Genomic DNA, 18,280 nt, shown 5'->3' on the forward strand with positions numbered 1-18,280 from the left:
TCTTGCCGGATTTCAGCTGCGACGACGGGCCATGAAGGCCAGCTTCTGCAACAGGTGGACATCCTGTTCGTTCTTCACCAGCGCGCCATACAACGGCGGCAAGGCGGAACTGGCGTCCTTCTCCTGCAACATTTTGGCAGACAACTCATCGGCCATCAGCAATTTCAGCCAATCGATCAGCTCAGAGGTAGACGGCTTTTTCTTCAGCCCCGGAACCTTGCGCACGTCGAAGAAAACTTCCAGCGCATCCCGCACCACCTGTTGCTGAAGCCCCGGGAAGTGCACGTCCACAATGCTCTGCATGGTGCCGTGGTCCGGGAAGCTGATGTAGTGGAAGAAGCAGCGGCGCAGGAAGGCGTCCGGGAGTTCCTTCTCGTTATTACTGGTGATCACGATGATGGGGCGGTGCCTGGCACGCACGAACTGCTGCGTCTCATAGACATAGAATTCCATGCGATCGAGTTCCAGCAACAGGTCATTGGGGAATTCGATATCCGCCTTGTCGATCTCGTCGATCAGCAGTACCACCTGGTCCTCAGACTCGAAGGCTTCCCACAGCTTGCCCTTGACGATGTAATTGCTGATGTCCTTGACCTTTTCATCACCCAGCTGGGAATCCCGCAGGCGGGACACCGCATCGTACTCGTACAGGCCCTGCTGGGCCTTGGTGGTGGACTTGATGTGCCAGGGGATCAGGCGCAGGCCCAGGGCCTCAGCCATCTCTTCCGCCAGCAGGGTTTTACCGGTGCCGGGCTCACCCTTGATCAGTAACGGCCGTTGCAGCGTGATGGCCGCGTTCACAGCCATTTGCAGGTCGTCAGTGGCTACGTATTTCTCGGTACCGGTGAACTTCATGCTGTGAGTATCCTGTTCGGTTAACGGTTAAACGGTTGTTTGAAAATAATCGTGAAGTATAGAGAACCGGGGCGCCCTTGATAAGAGTCCGTTACCGGGAGCCCGTTACTTTTTCCGGTCCCCCGGCTCGTCTTCCTCGTCAAGCAGCCCTTTTTCATCGTCGGTATCCGGCAGATCGTCAAATTCGGACAGGTCGAAATCCTCAAGACCGAATTCGTCGTCATCATCTTCCGGAAGGGCATCATCGCTCTCCGGCTCGGGCTCTTCCACCGTGACATCTGCAATCGGGATATCGTCCTCTGCCACTTCCTCTTCTGGCTCGGCCTCAGGTTCCGGTTCTTTGTCGGTCTCGGGTTCCGGTTCGGCCACGGGAATGTCCTCCTCAGCCTCCGGCTCACCCACTCCCTGCTCTTCAGGCACGACCAGTGGCGGCTCTTCATCCATTGGCGCCTCTTCATCGGCGCCGGACTTTTTCCGACGCGCGATCAGGAACACGGCGCCGGCAATCACCAGCACCCCGAGTCCGCCGGCCGTTGCCATTATCCAAAGCGGCAGTCCGCCAGATTCCTCTTTGTCAGTGACGGGGTCGCCGGCAGGCTCTTCAACCTGGCTGATATCAATCGGGCCGCTGTCGGCATCTACTTGCTCTGGCACAGCGGGTTCTGAATCCGGCTCTGGATCAGGTTCTGTTTTTGGCTCTGGTTCGGGTTCTGGCGCAGCTTCCGGTTCAGGCTCAACAGGCGCGGCCGCACCAGTGGATCCCTCACCCTCGGGCACCACAAAACGGGTCACGGCATTTAAGCTTCGTGAAAACGTCTGGCCATCGGCGACGATATCAAGCTCGTATTCGCCCTCATCCGGCAACCGGGCTATATCATCGGTATACACGCCGTCCTCAGGCGGCGTATCGCCGGATAGCGTCTTGGTGCCGCTGCGGCCATCGTCCGAGGTCAGCGTAAGCCTGACATCAATGACGCCGAGAAAATCCGCGTTGTCGATTTTTTCCTCGCCCTCGAAAAACGCCACGCGGATGGCCACCGGCTCATCCGCAGTAAAGGTTGGCGGTACCGGGCTGACGACCATTCGCAGGTCACTGACAACCGTCACCCGGCTGCCCTCACCCAGCTCACCGTTGATCTGCCATTTCCCGGCCGCCGGGTCGGTAACGGTGATCAGGTCATACTCGGTCTCCCGCGCCCAGCGCATATTTCCGGGCGTGGACCCGGCCGTGGCTTCCTCTCCGTCGGGGCTGACCAGACCGAGCTCCCGCGTGGCCGCAGGCTCCTCATCGGCGCGAAAAATCAGTGCGGTGAATTCCTCAACGCCGTCGTCCACCGTGAAGCCGTCGCCTTCGATGGGAATCTGCTGCTGGGGAACGGCGGTGTTCAGTGCCCTCAGGAATGCGCGGGTCAGAGCCTCCGCTGAGGATGCCAAGGAATAACTGCCGCCGGTTTCTGCTGCGAGCGTCTCCAGCAGCGCCAGGTCCGCTTCCTCGGACAGCGCAACGGTATGGATGGTGGCGCCACGAGTGCGAAGCTGTTCCAGCAGGGGGCCGAGAATCTCTTCCCGCTCCGCCTCATTGGCACTGGTGCTATCGGATATATCCACCTTGCCGTCGGTCAGCAGGATAAAGTCGGTATTGCTCAGGTCCTCGCTGCCGGCCAGGTAGCGGTCACTGGCCACCCGCAGGGCCTCACCGAGATTGGTACGCAAGGCCACGGAGTTGATCTGCGCGGATCGCTCGACGGCCTGATCCCGCCAGCCATCGGTCACCTCGGCATGGGGAACCAGCATGTTCACATACTGCCCGAAGGTCCACACCCCGGCACTGGCCCCCTCAGGCAGCATCCGCGCCAGCAGCCGCACCGCGGGCTGGCGCAGATTGTCAGGGTCATTGGCCTTCATGGAGCCGGAAATGTCCACGATAATGCGGATATCAGCCGTGTCCGGCAGCTCCAGAACGGGCGTGTTCTGTGGAGATGCCTGTTGGGCATTCACGGCGAGAGGCAGACTGAAAACAACAACAAACAGACAGTTCAGGAGCCTTTGCATCAGCGCTTGACCAGCCGGTATCTGACCAGGTCGAGCATCCACACCAGCAGCATGACCGCGGAGGCGATGCCGAAGTTCAGAAAGGCCCGGCCGGCCTCGTTGGCGTCACCCAGAATGGTTTCATAGCCGCCATGCAACCACGCCGGCATGTACCAGTTGGCCACTTCGGCAGATTCCACCGGTGTCAGAAAGATCACCACCAGGGCTGCCTGGAGCAGTGTGCGGATGGCGTAAACCGGAATGATGCGGAACAGTCGCCCCATCATGTAGAAGAAAATCACAAAGGCAACTGCGTAGAGAGCCCAGAAAATTCCGTAAGCGAGGTTGGTTTCTGCGTCTATCATTAAATGATCCAGTGAATAATGTGTTCTTCCCAGTCCTGCTCTGCAACGTCGGCTTCCGACATCACCCGGTGACGAACCGACACGCCGGCCTCATGCACGGTTTGCGGGTCGCCCGAGCGCAACGGGTGCCAGTCCGCCAGGGGGCGGCGCTCGGCCAGTGTACGATACGCACAGGTAAATGGCAGCCAGTGGTAATCGCCAAGAGTCTCCGGTGTCAGCACCGTGCAAGCCGGCACTTTCTGCAGGCGCTCGCTGTAGACCGTACACTGGCAGCTGTTCTGGTCCATGTAGCGACACACCAGATCGGTGTAGTAAACCTCACCGGTGTCTTCGTCTTCCAGTTTGGCCAGGCAGCATTTACCGCAGCCATCACAGAGGGATTCCCATTCCGCGGGCGTCATCTCGTCCAGGCGCTTGCGCTGCCAGAAGGGAATCTCTGCAATCATTCCCGGTGCTGCTCCGGTTTGCGCCGGAAGTCCACCACATGGCCACTGACCTCCTCCGGCATCTGCAGGAAGAAATCCTTGTCGACGATGGCGTCCAGTACCTGCTGGCCGGTGGTTCGCGCCAGTTTGCGCTCCGGTGTCATGATCAGGTCCATGGCATGGATAGGGTTACCAAAGATCGACCTCAAGCTCTCCGGCAAATCATCCCAGACCTGGCCGCGGCGAACGTAAAGATAGGTGTCGACTTTTTTACTGCTGCGAAACACCGATACAAAGGTTTTCCCATTCATCATGTCAGTAATTCCTCAATTCGTTCCCGTACCGGCACCAGGGTTTCGTGCCGCCAGCCTTGGTCAAACAGCCCGGCGGAAAGATCCCGCTGCTGCACCACCGCCTCCAGCCGTTTCCGCGGGGCCAGCAGCTCAACCGGGATATCCCGGGCCTCAGCTGCCTCAACCATCAGGCGCTTGAGCTGTTTGTAAAACATCTGCTGCTCCCGGTTCAGTGGCGGAGCGATGGTCTCAATGCCGGAGTTATCCGCAGAGGCGGCATCCGCAACCATCTCGACGATTTTATCACCATAACGGCGCACCACCGCAGGGGGAACACCCTGCACCGACGAGAGTTCCCGCACGGATCCGGGCAGGTTCTGGGCAATGGCGATCAACAACGGGTCCGCTACAACACGGCCTCTGGGTCGGTCGCGACGCTTTGCTTCCTGCTCGCGCCAACGCACCAGATCCCTCAGTACCCCCTGCTGTTGACGGCTCAACGTCCACCCGCCCCGCAGCTTGAGATAGTGATTGTCCGGGTCATCCTGGGCCGCAAGCTCCCGGGAGAAGCGTGTCGACTCCTCACCAACGGCGTCCTCCAGTCCCCGCTCCCGCAACCGCGCCATTACCCAGTGGTACATCGGCACCAGAAAACGCACGTCGTCCAGGGCGTAACGTTCCTGGGCTTCGGAGAGCGGGCGCGAGACCCAGTCGGAGCGGGTGGCGGATTTATCGAGAGTCTCCCCGAACAGGGTTTCCACCAGGCGGGCGTAGCCAACGGAGAACCCTGCGCCGGCCAGAGCGGCCCCGATCTGCAGATCAACGAGTCCCTGCGGCTCCAGTTGCAACCAGTGGCGGAACAACTCAAGGTCTTCGCTCATGGCATAGAGCAGCTTGGGAACGTTGGGGTTGGCCAGGATCCGGCGGAAACCCTCGGAAGCCTCGGCAACCTGAGGGTCTACCAGGCAGAAACGGTCTCCCAGTCCCAACTGAACGAGACCGGGGATCGGGTAGAAGGTATCCACCCGCTCGAATTCAGTATCCAGCGCCAGCGGCTCGCCTTTGCCCTCGGCAATCCAACGATCCAGCTCCTCAGGCTCCCGAATCCAGGAAACAGTCTCGGGTGCCGCAGCAACAGGTGCGGCCGGGTTGATAGCGTCCATAAAAAAGCCCGGTCAGGTTCAGTCAGTCAGGGGTTTGCGGCCACGGAAGGCATGAGTGAGGGTGAAGCCATCCACGTAACCCAGCTCGCCACCCACGGGAATGCCATGGGCAAGGCGGGTAATAAGAATATTGCTGCCATCCAGCCTGTCAGCAATATAGTGAGCCGTGGCTTCACCCTCCACAGTGGGATTGGTGGCCAGGATCAGTTCGGTCACGCCTTCTTGATGGATTCGCCTGAGCAGCCGTTCGATGCCGATCTCTTCAGGGCCCACGCCGTCAATCGGCGACAGGTGCCCCATCAGCACAAAATAACTGCCACGGTAATCGCCCGCCTGCTCGATGGCCAGCAGGTCCGACGGGCTTTCCACCACGCACAGGGTACCGTTACGGCGCTCCGGATTCTCGCAGATATTGCAGGTGGGCGTATCGGCAAAGTTCTGGCAGCTTTCGCAGCGGCGCACGCCGGTCATGGCCCGCTCCAGCGCATCAGACAGCCGCGAGCCACCGGAACGCCCCCGTTCCAGCAGGTGAAATGCCATTCGCTGAGCCGTTTTCTGACCGACACCAGGCAGACAGCGCAGTGATTCCACCAGCTCGTCCACCAACGGACTAAAAGCCATCAGCAATCCTCATCAGAACGGCATTTTGAAGCCCGGGGGCATGCCCATGCCGGACATCATGCCCGACATTGCGTCTTTCTGGTTTTCCTCGACACGGCGCACGGCGTCGTTGATAGCCGCCGCCAGCAGGTCCTCGAGGATTTCCTTGTCTTCGCTCAGCAGAGACGGATCGATGTCCACCTTTCGCACATCGTGGCGACCATTCATGGTCACCTTGACCAGGCCCGCTCCGGACTCGCCGGTAATCTCGGCCTTGGCGGCCTCTTCCTGGGCCTTCTTCATGTCTTCCTGCATCTGCTGGGCCTTTTTCATCAGGTCGCCCATATTATTCATCATGTTCACCTTCTTCAGAATTGGCTTGAGAGTGCCTCACACGGGGCGGATACTGTCTTCGACTACCCTTGCCTCGAATCGTTCAACGATAGACTTTACCGCCGGATCACTGCGAATGGCCTCTTCCGCGGCCTTCTGGCGCGCCAGTCGACGGCGTTCTTCCCAGGCCGCCGGTGTCCTGCCGCCAGCATCGCCCTGCTCCACACGCAGGGTTATGGTGTCGCCGAACCGATTCCTCAATGCCTCCAGGATCTTTTCTTCATGGCGGGCGTTCAGCAGGCGGGCATGGCCTTCATCGATGGTCAGTACGATGTCATTGCCAGTACGGCTCATGGCGGCATTACTCGCCAGATTGCCCGGCATGCCGGCAATGCCGAGACTGCGAAAATCCCGCTCCCAGGAAAACGCCTCGGTGTCGGCCGGCGTTTCAGCCTGAGCAACAGGAGGCTGTTCGGCGACCGACTCAGAAGCAGGCTCCTCTACCAAGTCGGGTTCAACAGCCGCCGACTCTGCAGCCGCATCAAGGCTTGCCAGCCAGGCGTCGTCGGCCTCCACCGGTGGCGGGCCGGAATCCTGTTCATACTCGACGGTTGGTGGTGCAACCTCTTCCTGCACTGGATGTTCGGGTTCAGCGCGTTCCGGCACGGCCGGTTCTTCGGGCGCAGACTGCTCGGCCACAGGTTCGGAGTGCCGGTGCTCTGGCTGTTGGGCCTGAGGCTCAGGCGCCGCAGGGCCAGGCTCGGGGTCTTCCCGTGATTCCTGTCCGGCAGAGGCCCCACCGGAGGCAATTGCCGGCGGCTCCCTGCGATCAGCACCCGGGCGGAACGCCAGCATGCGCAACAGTGTCATTTCAAACCCCATGCGCGCATCCGGTGTGACCGCCAGATCTTTACGGCCCATCAGCGCGGCCTGGTAGAACAGCTGTGCATCTTCTGCACTCAGCCGGCGCGCCAGTGATTCCACCTGGGCCGCATCCCCAAGGGCATTATCGACACTGCCCAGGACCACCTGCTCCATGGTCACGCGATGGAACAACGACAGAAGGTCCGCCAGGATCACGCTGTAGTCCGGCGCAAAGTCGGAGACACGGCTGATTTCAGAGAGCAGCGCCGGGCCGTCGTTTTCGACCAGCGCATTGACCAGTTTTTCGATATCCCTCTGGTCAATGGTGCCCAGCATGTTACTGACGTCGCTGGCAGACAGCTTCTGGTTACCGAAGGCAATAGCCTGGTCCGTCAGACTGAGGGCGTCGCGCATGCTGCCATCGGCGGCACGGGCCAGCAGCCACAGGGCCGGCTCCTCGAAAGGAATGCCTTCCTCGGTCAGAACGTACCGCAGATGCCCGGCAATATGCTCCGGCGTCATCCGCTTGAGATTGAACTGCAGACAGCGGGACAGCACCGTGACCGGCAGCTTCTGGGGGTCCGTGGTGGCGAGCAGGAATTTGACGTGTTCCGGGGGCTCTTCCAGGGTTTTCAGAAAGGCGTTGAAAGACTGATTGGTGAGCATGTGCACCTCGTCGATGAGGTACACCTTGAAGCGGCCACGGGAGGGCGAGTACTGGACGTTATCCGTCAGCTCCCGCATGTCGTCCACACCGGTACGGGAGGCGGCGTCGATTTCAATCAGGTCGACAAACCGCCCTTCCTGAATTTCCCGGCAACTGGAGCAGGTGCCACAGGGCGTGGCGGTCACCCCGGTTTCGCAGTTCAGGCAACGGGCCAGCAGGCGGCCAATGGTGGTCTTGCCCACACCCCGGGTACCGGTAAACAGATAGGCGTGGTGCAGCCGCTGGTTGTCCAGGGCATGGATCAACGCCTGGAGCACATGCTCCTGGCCGACCATATCTTCGAATGTCCGGGGGCGCCACTTACGGGCAAGTACCTGGTAGCTCATGTTCTGCCAACTGCCGTGAAAAATAGGTTCAACCATAGCACGGTCGTGAGGTCAGAAGAAGTCGATGACGGAGGATCCGCAGAGGATAAACGAGGTATTGAAAAGGGTATTTCTGGAGGAAATCAGAAGAGAAATCTGGGGGTGGCCCCACCAGCGACACTCCGGCACACAAGTCCACCGCTTCGGCTGCTCCCTTCCGGGCCTGACCGGGTTCACGGTTTATCGTTGCGGAGGCACCAATGGGGCCACCATAACGGGCTTCACGGCGAAATCCCCTGAAGCGGCGCGCATATTAGCAAAAGGGCCCAGGCACTACAATCCCAAAGCCACGACGATGCCAAAACGACCTACAACGGCAATGGCACCTCATCACAACGAAACCAGCAGGCGATGCTGTAACGGGTGCGATTGGCCGGCAGGACCTCGTGGGGAATTTCCTCGCTCATAAACAGTGCCATCCGCCCTGCCAGAGGCAGCACCGTGCCGCACACCTCATTCTCGTTCTCACGATTGTAGATTTGAAGCGCACCACCGTCGGACTGGTCCCACCCGTCGTTCAGGTACAGCACCAGACTGACAACCCGGGAAGCCCGGCCCTGGAAGCTATCCACATGGCGACGGTAAAAATCCCCTGCATGATAGGTCGCGTAATGGGCTTCGAATCGCTTGAGGCCCAGGAAAAGGCGCTGATTCAACCCAAGCCGGACGGATTCGAAAAAAGCAGACAGTTCCGCCTGGACCGGTGTTTCGCCCTGCAGCCAGGCAATCTTGTCACGGCGAACGGACCGGTCCCGAAGCAGGTCCGCGCCCCGGCCGACACCGGCTTTTCGAAGCGCCGCCGAGCGGTCCAGTATCTGCACTTCGTTGTGCAGCCCTGCCAACAAATCCGCCCCAAGGCGAACGGACACATCCTGGCTCATCCAGCCGTGCTCAGTCAGACCATCGGCAAGCTCATCAAGCCACTGATCACTGACAAGGGGCTCTGGCAAGTATTCCGGAAAAACGGGCGAAACAATCTGGTTAATCATTGAACAGTCTCCGGCGGGATCGGGCGATTTTATGCCGGTTTCTCGCCGTAAAGACAGTTTTAATTTACTCTGATCGTAAGCAAATGCCGTAACACCGGTCCGCAATCGTTCAGCCACAATAAAAAGCAGTAACGAGGCAGCAAGTGACACTGAAACCCGGGCACTGGTCATTTACCCGCTGGGCAACCATCGGGCAACTGGAAGCCATAGAAGTACACCATCCCCAATTTCGCGCCCGCCTGTTTCTGCAGGGCGCCCACCTGACCTCCTTTGCTCCCCGGGATGAGTCTGACTGGCTATGGCTCAGCGACACCGCACGTTTTGAGCCGGGCCATGCCATTCGCGGTGGTATTCCGGTTTGCTGGCCCTGGTTTGGTGTTCCCGACAGGAACCCTCCGGAAGTTCGCCGCCGCATAAAAACCGACGCCTCCCACGGCTTTGCCCGCACTGCCCTCTGGACGCTTGAGGATGTGCGCGAGACCGCCCAGGAAGTGGAAATCAGCCTGTCCCTGGATGCAAACACCGATTTCGCCGACGCCTGGGACGGGCGTGCGCTTCTTCTGATGACCTTCAACTTTTCCGCCGACGGATGCCAGGCGGTACTGAGCACCACCAGCCTGGGGTCAGCCCCCATTGCATTCAGCCAGGCACTTCACAGCTACCTGCCCACGGCGGATATCCACCACACCCGGATCGAAGGGCTGGACGACTGCGGCTACGTGGATGCCCTGCAAGACTGGAGCTACCGCACCCAGCGCGGCGCCGTGCGGTTTGAAGGGGAAACCGACCGCATCTACGAGAGCGGAGCCCCGCTGATCATCACGACTCCGACCGGAAACCGGAAACTGACCGCCATTGGCAGCGACTCCACCGTGGTCTGGAACCCGGGGGCCGACAAGGCAGCCCGGTTGTCGGATTTCCCCGATGAGGCCTGGCAGTCCATGCTGTGTGTGGAAACGGCCAATGCCCTCGGCGATTACCGGGTGTTGAATGAAGGTCAAAGCCACACCCTCGGCGTTATGATTGAAAGCATTTGAAACTCAGGGAGCCCACATGGGTCTAGCATCGTTTCTGAAATCCAGGCTGATACCGGCTGAGCTGGACAGCCATGTCGATCGTATCCGCAAACCGATAGGCACGCTCGGGTATGATCCCTGGGGCTATAACAACGAGGTGATGAAATACGGCCTGGGCCTTACCCGCCAGCTCTATGAAAAGTATTTTCGGGTCGAGGCCACCGGCGTGGAGAAGATACCGGCCGAAGGGCCCGTGCTGATTGTCGCCAACCACAGCGGGCAATTGCCCATGGACGGGTTGCTGATCGGCTATGCCTTGGCAACACGCGAGGAGAACCCCCGCATTCCCAGAGCCATGATCGAACGTTTCTTTCCCACCGTGCCCTACCTTGGCAACCTGCTGAACGAGTGCGGAGCCGTGCTCGGCGACCCCACCAACTGCGCCAAGATGCTGGCCAACGGCGAGGCGGTCATCGTATTTCCGGAAGGTATTCGCGGCTCCGGCAAGCTGTACAAGGACCGCTACCAGCTCAAACGGTTTGGCAACGGCTTCATGCACCTGGCCATGAAGTACAAGGCCCCCATTGTTCCCGTGGGCGTGGTTGGCTGCGAGGAAACCATTCCCGCCATCGCCAACATCAAGCCACTGGCGAACCTGCTGGGCGTGCCCTACGCCCCCGTGGCTCTGCCGGTTGTGCTGCCTGCCAAGGTTCACCTGAACTTCGGTGACCCGATGATGTTCGACGATCTGGAAATCCCCGAAGAACAGGTCACCGAGCGGGTGGAACAGGTAAAAGCGGCAATCAGCGAACTGATTGATACCGGGCTCAGCGAAAGAAAAAGGCTGTTCTGATGGATGAACAACGCAGACCTCACATTCTTGTCACCGGCGCCGCCGGTGCCCTGGCACAACAGGTGATCGACCGGTTGCGGGAAACCTGTGACCTGGTCGCGGTGGATTTCCGCGATCAGGTTTACCTGGGCGATGACATCCCCAGCTACTGCATCGACTTCAACAAGCGTTCCTTCGAGGACCTGTTCCGGCGGTACAAATTCGATGGCGTCATCCACCTCGGCCGCATCATGTCCAGCCAGCTCACCCGCATGCGTCGCTACAACGCCAACGTGCTGGGCACCCAGAAACTGCTGGACCTGAGCCACAAGTACGGAATAAAACGGATCGTGGTGTTATCCACGTTCCATGTCTACGGCGCCGTTGCCTACAACCCGGCACTGATCGACGAGGAGGCCCCCCTGAAAAGCGCGGGCCTGAGCGCAGACCTGATCGATTCCGTGGAGCTGGAAAATCTCGCCAACATCTACCTGTGGCGTTACCCGGATCTGAACATTTCCATCCTGCGTCCCTGTAACATCGTCGGACCGGGCGTGCGCAATTCCATCAGCACCCTGCTCGGCATGGAGCGGGCACCGGTACTGGCGGGTTTCTCACCGATCATGCAGTTCATTCATATCGACGATATGGCCGACGCCATCGTGCTGGCCTACAACAAACCAAAGCGCGGCGTATTCAATGTTGCCCCGGAAGACTGGGTCGCCTATCAACATGCGCTCAAGCTCTGTGGTTGCAAGCCCATACCGATACCGTCCATCCCGCCGGTACTGCCCAAAATGATATTGGGCACCCTGAAGCTGCGAAGTTTTCCTTCGTATTTGATGGCGTTTTTCAAGTATCCTGTCGTCATTGACGGCAGAGCATTCGCCCGGGAGTTCGAGTTCACCCCCCGGCGGCCGCTGAAAGAAATATTCCGGTTTTACCGCGAGAACAAAAAACCGGTGTAAACAATGGCGCCTAACGCAGGACGCGAGCCATGTTGAATGATTTCAGCCTGATCAGCCATTCCGCGGCAGCCATCGCCTATGGCCTGCTCGCGCTGCTTATTGCCACCCGATATCTGCGCCGGGATACCGACCGAACGCTGTTCCTGGCGTCTGTGGTCACCATTATCTGGACAGGATCGCTGGTTGCCCAGAGCCTGTGGGGGGAGCCCGGGTTTTTCATCCGCTACCTGCTGGAGTTGCTGCGGGATGCCGCTTGGATCACCGTACTTTTCGCGCTGTTACGGGATTCCTTCCGCACCGCCAATCTGGTGGGCAGCCTGCGCCGAATCCTGGCAACCGCCACCATCACCCTGGTGATCCTGCTGCTAGGCTCCGCCGCCCTGGAATACGCCTTCGGGCTCACCATTCTTGACGGCAAAACCAAAGTGGTGGGCCAGATCGCCGTTTCCCTGCTCGGGTTATCACTGGTGGAGCAGATCTGGCGCAACTCGCTGTCATTTGGCCGCTCCAGCATGAAGTACGTCTGCATCGCGGTGGCCACCCTGTTCGCCTTCGACTTTTTCATGTACGCCGACGCCCTGCTGTTCGGCCAGGTGTCGGAGTCTTTCTGGAACGCTCGCGGCCTGGTCAACGCCGCGCTGGTGCCCCTGTTTGCCGTCAACGTCATCAATACCCGCAAACAGCCGGTGGACTTCCAGCTATCCCGGTCCGCCGTATTCCACGCCGGCACCCTGCTGCTGGCCGGCGCCTACCTGCTATTCCTGGCGCTGGGTGGGTACTACGTCAAGACCCTCGGCGGCGACTGGGGCGAAGCCCTGCAGGTACTCTTCCTCACCGTTGCCCTGGTGTTTCTGACCACATTGCTGACCTCCCGGCGGGTCAGGGCCCGGCTCATGGTGTTCATTGGCCAGAACTTCTTCGACTACAAATACGATTACCGGGAAGAATGGCTGAAAATGACCCGTGAAATGGCGGATCTCAGTGATAACCCGCCCTTGCCGGAGCGGGTGATCCGCATTCTCACCAGCCTGGTGGAAAGCAACGCCGGGGCCCTGTGGATTCGGGAGGATCGCGGGGACTTTATGCTGAAAACTGCCGTCAACCTGGTCGCCCCCAAATACACCACCATCGATGCCAACTCGGAGCTGGTCCGGTTTTTCGGCGAACGGGAATGGATTATTGACCTTCACGAGTACGAGAGTGACCCGGTCAGCTACAACCTTCTGGAAATCCCCGACTCCATCTCGAAAATCCCCGACGGCTGGCTGGTCATCCCCCTGTATCTCGGTAACGAGCTTTACGGCATCGCCATGATCGGAAACCCCTATGCCCGGGTGGAGCTGAACTGGGAAAACTTCGACCTGATCAAGGTTGTAGCCCGGCAGACCTGTAACCTGCTGGCCCAGGCAGACGCGCAGAACCGGCTCTCCCGCGCCATGCAGTTCGAAGCGGTCAGCAAGGCCTCGGCCTTTATGGTCCATGACCTGAAAACGCTGATTGCGCAGCTGTCGCTGCTGGTCAAAAACGCCCCCAGGCACCGGGGAAACCCGGCCTTTATTGACGACATGATCAACACCACCGACCACGCCGTGCGCAAGATGTCCAACCTGGTGGACCACATCCGCCGGCCGGCGGACGAAACCCTGGTCACCGAAGTGGTGGAGCTGGGCGAGGTGGTCACCAACCTGGCGGAACACTACTCGCGCCGCCAGCCCGTCCCCAAAGTGGCCGGCGACACCGGCAAGATCTACATCAAGGCCGACCGGGAACAGCTCTGCAGCATCCTCGGCCACCTGATACAGAACGCACAGGACGCCACCCCGCCGGATGGAGAAGTCACCCTCACCCTGAAAACCGCCAAGGGCAATGTGGTGCTGTTCATCCAGGACACCGGCTCCGGTATGACGGAAGATTTTATCCATGGCCAGCTGTTCAAGCCGTTTGAGAGCACCAAGGGGCTGACCGGCATGGGCATCGGAGCCTATCAGGCGCGGGAATATGTGCGTAACGTGGGTGGCAACATCGATGTAACCAGTGAACCCAATCTGGGCTCCTGCTTCTCGATACGCTTCCCGCTTGCCAGAACGGAACAAAAACAGGCGCCGGCTGAATCCGGGCCGAAAGGCCTCATGACCGACCACCCGGCGCCACAGCACAATGCCAAATAAATGACGAAAATGAAATTCACCGAAGACTATCATTGCAAAGCGTCAATCTTCGGTTAAGAATCAGGGGTGAGAGGATTCACCGCAAGACCATCACAATACGGAAAAGGATTTGTAGCCGTTGTGAGTAAACGACTTTTAATCGTAGAGGACGATCCTGGCCTGCAGAGCCAAATGCGCTGGTGTTTCAGCGAGGATCTGGAAGTAACCGTTGCCGCGGACCGGGAGTCCGCTCTGGCGGCCCTGCGACGAATAGAGCCGGATGTGATCACGCTGGACCTGGGCCTGCCGCCGGACCCAGGCGGCGCATCGGAAGGTTTTCAGCTGCTTGAGGACATCCTGCGACTATCCCCGATGACCAAAATCATCGTGGTGACTGGCCGGGAGGACAAGGAAAACGCGGTCAAAGCCATTGGCATGGGCGCCAGCGACTTCTACCAGAAGCCACTGGATGCCGACATTCTCACATTCGTGGTCAACCGCGCGTTCCGGCTGGCAGAGCTGGAACGGGACAACCGTGAACTGGCGCGCCACCGCAACGGTACCACCATCAAGGGCATTGTCGCCGCCAGTCCGCAGATGCTTGCCATCTGCCGCACACTGGAAAAAGTCGCGCCCACGGACGTCACCACCCTGATCACCGGCGAGACAGGCACCGGCAAGGAGTTGCTGGCGCGCGCGCTCCACGACCTGGGCCACCGGGCAGACAAACCCTTTGCCGCCATCAACTGCGCCGCCATTCCCGAGAACCTCCTGGAAAGCGAGCTGTTCGGCTTTGAAAAAGGCTCCTTCACCGGCGCCACCCAGAGCAAGAAAGGCAAGATCGAAAATGCCAACGGCGGCACCCTGTTTCTGGATGAGATCGGCGACATGCCCATGGCCCTGCAGGCCAAGCTGCTGCGTTTTCTGCAGGAACGGGTGGTAGACCGGGTCGGCTCCGTGAAACCGGTACCGGTGGACGTGCGGGTGGTGTGCGCCACCCACCGTGACGTACAGGAGCTCATCACCCAGGGCACCTTCCGCGAAGATCTCTATTATCGCATCAGTGAAATCACCCTGGATGTACCTGCCCTGCGGGACCGGGAGGGCGATTCCCTGGTCATTGCCCAGTCATTGCTCAAATCCCTGGGCAAACAGATGGACCGCCCCAACCTCGCCTTTACCGAAGACGCCATCAAAGCCATCAAGAACCACCCCTGGCCCGGCAACGTGCGGGAAATGATCAACAAGGTGAAGCGGGCCACCATTATGGCGGACGGCAAGCGGGTGACGGCTGCAGACCTGGAGCTCAACTGCGACGACGAAGGCACCGAGAGCCAGCTCAACCTGCGGCAAGTGCGGGAAAACGCTGAGCGGGCAGCGATCATACAGGCACTTCAGTCCTGCGGCTTTAACATGGCACAGGCTTCGCGGCTGCTGGGTATTACCCGGCCAACGCTTTACAACCTGACCGACAAGTACCGGATAGAGACATCAGCTGAATCGTCAAGTGCCTGAGCAGCAGGCAGGGAATCCATAAAAATAGCCAAAAAGGAAAGGAACAGGGCCATGAAACCAGTATCAGCAGTACGTGCCACCCTTCTTTCAGTTGCCATTTCACTTACCGTCGCCGGTTGCAGTGGCGGCAACAGCGAAGAAATGAGCCAGGAAGAGATCCAGTACATAAGCCACCTGGACCAGTCGCGCTTTTTCCAGCGCCAGGGTGAGCTCAAGGCCAGTACGCTGGAAGCACGAAGTGCGATTGAAATGCAGCCCGATCGCATCGAACCCTACCTCGTCATCATTAATAACCTGCTTACCGCCGGTGACGCCCGCAATGCTGAACGTCAGCTGGATCAACTGCTCTCAGAGATTGACGAAGAGTCCATAAGCCAGCAGAACCTCAACGAAGCGGCCCTGATCCGCGCACAAGCCAAACTGATGCAGCAGGAGTACGAGGAAGCCCTGGCCGCCCTTGAGGCGGTGGAAGACCCCGACCGCGTTCAACAGCTCGAAGTCGCCCTGATCAAGGGAGATATACACTTTGCGTCAGGCCAATTCGATGCCGCCGAAGAGGCTTACTCCGCCGCCCGAGACATCAATTCAGATAAGCCTGAGCCGCTGATTGGCCTGTCAAAAGTTGCTTATCGCCAGAACAATCCTGAGCAGAGTGAGGAATACGTTGCACAAGCCGAAGAGCTGAACCCGGATAACGTGGAGCTCTGGCTATGGAAGGCCAGACTCGCCCACGACGCCGGCGAATGGGAGAATGCAGAGCAGGCCTACGTCAACGCACTGGAAACCATCGGCCAGTATGACGTAATGACCTACCAGAAGTTTGGCACCATGTCAGCGCTGATAGATGTCCTGCGGGAACAGGGCAAATCCTCTGAAGCCTTTGTCTACGAGGAAATTCTCGCCAGATCAGCACCGGGCACCATCAGGAGTAACCTGATCGCCGCTCAAGAAGCTTTCAACAACGGCGAGCTAAATGACGCAGCACGCTATCTTGAGGAAGTACTGGCTCAGGCACCCAGCCAGGAGCAAGCCGCACTGATGCTGGGCATCATCCGCTATCGCCAGGGTCGGCCAGAGGAAGCGGAGGCCCTTTTGGCCCCGGTTGCGAACATGGAGGACTCAGAACAGGCAAGAAAACTGCTTGCCGCTACCCGTCTTCAGATGCGTAACCCGGAAGGCGCAAGAGAGGTTCTTGCCAACCTGGAAGACCAGGATTCAGATCCCGAAACCCTGGCTCTGGTGGGCATTGCCTCCCTGGTCAGTGGCGATACCGAAAGCGGTGAGCAGTTTATTGAAAAATCTCTCGATCTTGCACCTGACAATAATACCCTGCGGCTGAGATATGCGACGTATCTGGTGCGTACCGGTCAAACCGACAAAGCCCTCAAGCAGGCCAGTCGGGTACTGGAGAACGATCCGGAATCAGAACGTGCACGGTTGCTGACAGTTCAGGCCCACATCTCCGCCAATGATAACGATGCCGCAATCAGGGCAGCATCCGAATGGGTAAACGAGCAACCCGATAGCGTTGCTGCACTCATTACTCGCGGCAATGTCGCTGCGAATGCCGAGAATATCGAAGAGGCCAGACAGTATTATCAGAGGGCCGTAGAGGCGGATAGCGAGAATCCCGCCGGGCTTAACGCCCTTGGCAATCTTGCACGATTATTCAATGAAACAGACCAGGCAAAAGAGTATTACCGTCGAGCTGTCGAATTATCTCCCGACAACAGCCAGGCGCTGCAGGGGATTTCTTCAGTAATGCCCCGTGAAGAACTGGCAGCGCTAATGGAACGAATCCTGGAGCAAACCCCTGAGGCATACGGACCAAGGCTTATATTGCTGGAATCAGCGCTAATCAACGGTAACAGCCAACGGGCTGATGAGCTAACAGCCAGCCTGCTGGAGCGTGAAGATGAGTCCGACCCGGCCCCGGCTGAATCCGCAGTCGCCTCTGTCTATCATGGGATTGCCAGTCAATTAGTCCAGCGGGAGCGCTTGGATCAGGCCGCCGATGTGCTCCGCAGAGGTCGCATACTGTTCCCGGACAACGAGGAGATCGGCCTCCAGGCCGCTGCCATCCAGTTCAGCCAAGGAGAAGCCAAAGAGGCCCGCGACATTCTGAGAGACGTCAAACAGCAGCACCCCGAGTCCGCCGCCCCGTTCCGTATCGAAGCCCGCTATTTCGAGAGACAGGGTGAGTTTCAGGAAGCGGCCGAGCTCTATCAGCTGGCCCTTGAACTGGAACAATCCGTCGAGCTTGCAATTGCTCATGCCCGCGCTCTGTCCCGATCCGGACAGCTCGGAACAGCTGTTGAATCCCTTGAAAACGCTCGCCAGTCATTCCCGCGTAACCCACAGATTCTTATGAACCTGGCGATGCTGCATCAACAAAATGAGGCGCCTGAAAAGGCGATACCTCCTTACGAGGAGCTGCTTGAGATAACCCCCCAAAACGTAGTCGCACTTAACAACCTGGCCTGGATTTATCACCAACAAGGCGATGACCGCGCCATGGAACTGGCGAGGCAAGCCTATGAACTTAACTCTGAAAACGCGGCCATTGCCGATACCTACGGCTGGATCCTGTTAAAGGCAGGGCAGACAGAACAAAGCCTGCCGGTGCTGGAAAAAGCCCACGAGCTGCAACCCGATTCAGAGGAGATTGCATTACACCTTGCAGAGGCCTATCGGGCCAATGGTCGCGACGCAGATGCAAAACGGGTACTTGAGAAATTTGCGGACCGAGGATAGGAGGTCTTTACAAAACAGTTGACTAACTGCCCCCCCCC

16 protein-coding genes and 1 other RNA gene are annotated in these 18,280 nt (G+C 59.1%); 6 read left to right on the forward strand and 11 right to left on the reverse strand.

What is annotated here, in order from left to right; all coding sequences use genetic code 11:
* Window positions 1-12: 12 nt before the first annotated feature.
* The 11 genes from DIT71_RS09095 to DIT71_RS09145 all read right to left on the reverse strand — a co-directional run bounded on the left by DIT71_RS09095 (window position 13) and on the right by DIT71_RS09145 (window position 9,010).
* The gene (locus tag DIT71_RS09095; RefSeq protein WP_114612866.1) at window positions 13-855 is read right to left on the reverse strand and encodes an AAA family ATPase; all 843 of its coding nucleotides are present in this window, start codon (window positions 853-855) and stop codon (window positions 13-15) included.
* Window positions 856-960: 105 nt separating this feature from the next.
* On the reverse strand, window positions 961-2,907 hold the full coding sequence (locus DIT71_RS09100; RefSeq protein ID WP_114612867.1) for a VWA domain-containing protein: 1,947 nt from the start codon (window positions 2,905-2,907) through the stop codon (window positions 961-963).
* Window positions 2,907-3,251: a hypothetical protein gene (locus tag DIT71_RS09105; protein WP_114612868.1), complete on the reverse strand. Its 345-nt coding sequence runs from the start codon at window positions 3,249-3,251 to the stop codon at window positions 2,907-2,909. Before DIT71_RS09105 ends, DIT71_RS09100 begins: the two co-directional genes overlap by 1 nt.
* The gene (locus DIT71_RS09110; protein WP_114612869.1) at window positions 3,251-3,697 is read right to left on the reverse strand and encodes a YcgN family cysteine cluster protein; all 447 of its coding nucleotides are present in this window, start codon (window positions 3,695-3,697) and stop codon (window positions 3,251-3,253) included. The genes DIT71_RS09105 and DIT71_RS09110 overlap by 1 nt, the downstream gene beginning before the upstream one ends.
* Window positions 3,694-3,987 carry a YcgL domain-containing protein gene (locus DIT71_RS09115; protein ID WP_114612932.1) on the reverse strand — a complete coding sequence of 98 codons (294 nt, stop codon included), beginning with the start codon at window positions 3,985-3,987 and terminating at the stop codon, window positions 3,694-3,696. Before DIT71_RS09115 ends, DIT71_RS09110 begins: the two co-directional genes overlap by 4 nt.
* Complete coding sequence (rnd, locus tag DIT71_RS09120) at window positions 3,987-5,132, reverse strand: ribonuclease D (protein WP_114612870.1); 1,146 nt, start codon at window positions 5,130-5,132, stop codon at window positions 3,987-3,989. The genes DIT71_RS09115 and rnd overlap by 1 nt, the downstream gene beginning before the upstream one ends.
* An 18-nt stretch (window positions 5,133-5,150) precedes the next feature.
* Complete coding sequence (gene recR / locus DIT71_RS09125) at window positions 5,151-5,753, reverse strand: recombination mediator RecR (protein WP_114612871.1); 603 nt, start codon at window positions 5,751-5,753, stop codon at window positions 5,151-5,153.
* A 12-nt stretch (window positions 5,754-5,765) separates the two neighbouring features.
* A complete protein-coding gene (locus tag DIT71_RS09130) occupies window positions 5,766-6,089 on the reverse strand; it encodes a YbaB/EbfC family nucleoid-associated protein (RefSeq protein ID WP_114612872.1) in 324 nt (107 codons plus the stop codon).
* 33 nt (window positions 6,090-6,122) lie between these two features.
* The gene (dnaX, locus tag DIT71_RS09135) at window positions 6,123-7,982 is read right to left on the reverse strand and encodes a DNA polymerase III subunit gamma/tau (protein WP_114612873.1); all 1,860 of its coding nucleotides are present in this window, start codon (window positions 7,980-7,982) and stop codon (window positions 6,123-6,125) included.
* Window positions 7,983-8,127: 145 nt separating this feature from the next.
* An RNA gene (gene ffs, locus DIT71_RS09140) (signal recognition particle sRNA small type) lies at window positions 8,128-8,224 on the reverse strand.
* Between the two features lie 105 nt (window positions 8,225-8,329).
* Window positions 8,330-9,010 (reverse strand): 2OG-Fe(II) oxygenase, encoded by a 681-nt coding sequence (locus tag DIT71_RS09145; protein WP_114612874.1) that lies wholly within the window; start codon window positions 9,008-9,010, stop codon window positions 8,330-8,332.
* Window positions 9,011-9,153: 143 nt separating this feature from the next.
* Between DIT71_RS09145 and DIT71_RS09150 the strand changes: the two genes are divergently transcribed.
* The 6 genes from DIT71_RS09150 (at window position 9,154) to DIT71_RS09175 (ending at window position 18,242) form a co-directional block, all read left to right on the forward strand.
* The gene (locus tag DIT71_RS09150; protein WP_227538023.1) at window positions 9,154-10,047 is read left to right on the forward strand and encodes a D-hexose-6-phosphate mutarotase; all 894 of its coding nucleotides are present in this window, start codon (window positions 9,154-9,156) and stop codon (window positions 10,045-10,047) included.
* A 16-nt stretch (window positions 10,048-10,063) separates the two neighbouring features.
* On the forward strand, window positions 10,064-10,879 hold the full coding sequence (locus tag DIT71_RS09155) for a lysophospholipid acyltransferase family protein (protein WP_114612875.1): 816 nt from the start codon (window positions 10,064-10,066) through the stop codon (window positions 10,877-10,879).
* Window positions 10,879-11,826, forward strand: coding sequence for an SDR family oxidoreductase (locus tag DIT71_RS09160; protein WP_114612876.1), 948 nt, complete (start codon window positions 10,879-10,881; stop codon window positions 11,824-11,826). The genes DIT71_RS09155 and DIT71_RS09160 overlap by 1 nt, the downstream gene beginning before the upstream one ends.
* Window positions 11,827-11,855: 29 nt before the next feature.
* A complete protein-coding gene (prsK, locus tag DIT71_RS09165) occupies window positions 11,856-13,994 on the forward strand; it encodes an XrtA/PEP-CTERM system histidine kinase PrsK (RefSeq protein WP_114612877.1) in 2,139 nt (712 codons plus the stop codon).
* Window positions 13,995-14,114: 120 nt separating this feature from the next.
* On the forward strand, window positions 14,115-15,488 hold the full coding sequence (gene prsR / locus DIT71_RS09170; RefSeq protein ID WP_114612878.1) for a PEP-CTERM-box response regulator transcription factor: 1,374 nt from the start codon (window positions 14,115-14,117) through the stop codon (window positions 15,486-15,488).
* A gap of 51 nt (window positions 15,489-15,539) precedes the next feature.
* Window positions 15,540-18,242: a tetratricopeptide repeat protein gene (locus tag DIT71_RS09175; protein ID WP_114612879.1), complete on the forward strand. Its 2,703-nt coding sequence runs from the start codon at window positions 15,540-15,542 to the stop codon at window positions 18,240-18,242.
* Window positions 18,243-18,280 lie beyond the last annotated feature (38 nt).

Source organism: Marinobacter vulgaris (assembly GCF_003344045.1).
GTDB lineage: Bacteria > Pseudomonadota > Gammaproteobacteria > Pseudomonadales > Oleiphilaceae > Marinobacter > Marinobacter vulgaris.

Bases quoted from the DNA above. Each gene is read 5' to 3' on its own strand.
- DIT71_RS09095 (WP_114612866.1), bottom strand. From the start codon at position 855: ATGAAGTTCACCGGTACCGAGAAATACGTAGCCACTGACGACCTGCAA.
- DIT71_RS09100 (WP_114612867.1), bottom strand. From the start codon at position 2,907: ATGCAAAGGCTCCTGAACTGTCTGTTTGTTGTTGTTTTCAGTCTGCCT.
- DIT71_RS09105 (WP_114612868.1), bottom strand. From the start codon at position 3,251: ATGATAGACGCAGAAACCAACCTCGCTTACGGAATTTTCTGGGCTCTC.
- DIT71_RS09110 (WP_114612869.1), bottom strand. From the start codon at position 3,697: ATGATTGCAGAGATTCCCTTCTGGCAGCGCAAGCGCCTGGACGAGATG.
- DIT71_RS09115 (WP_114612932.1), bottom strand. From the start codon at position 3,987: ATGAATGGGAAAACCTTTGTATCGGTGTTTCGCAGCAGTAAAAAAGTC.
- rnd (WP_114612870.1), bottom strand. From the start codon at position 5,132: ATGGACGCTATCAACCCGGCCGCACCTGTTGCTGCGGCACCCGAGACT.
- recR (WP_114612871.1), bottom strand. From the start codon at position 5,753: ATGGCTTTTAGTCCGTTGGTGGACGAGCTGGTGGAATCACTGCGCTGT.
- DIT71_RS09130 (WP_114612872.1), bottom strand. From the start codon at position 6,089: ATGATGAATAATATGGGCGACCTGATGAAAAAGGCCCAGCAGATGCAG.
- dnaX (WP_114612873.1), bottom strand. From the start codon at position 7,982: ATGAGCTACCAGGTACTTGCCCGTAAGTGGCGCCCCCGGACATTCGAA.
- DIT71_RS09145 (WP_114612874.1), bottom strand. From the start codon at position 9,010: ATGATTAACCAGATTGTTTCGCCCGTTTTTCCGGAATACTTGCCAGAG.
- DIT71_RS09155 (WP_114612875.1), top strand. From the start codon at position 10,064: ATGGGTCTAGCATCGTTTCTGAAATCCAGGCTGATACCGGCTGAGCTG.
- DIT71_RS09160 (WP_114612876.1), top strand. From the start codon at position 10,879: ATGGATGAACAACGCAGACCTCACATTCTTGTCACCGGCGCCGCCGGT.
- prsK (WP_114612877.1), top strand. From the start codon at position 11,856: ATGTTGAATGATTTCAGCCTGATCAGCCATTCCGCGGCAGCCATCGCC.
- DIT71_RS09175 (WP_114612879.1), top strand. From the start codon at position 15,540: ATGAAACCAGTATCAGCAGTACGTGCCACCCTTCTTTCAGTTGCCATT.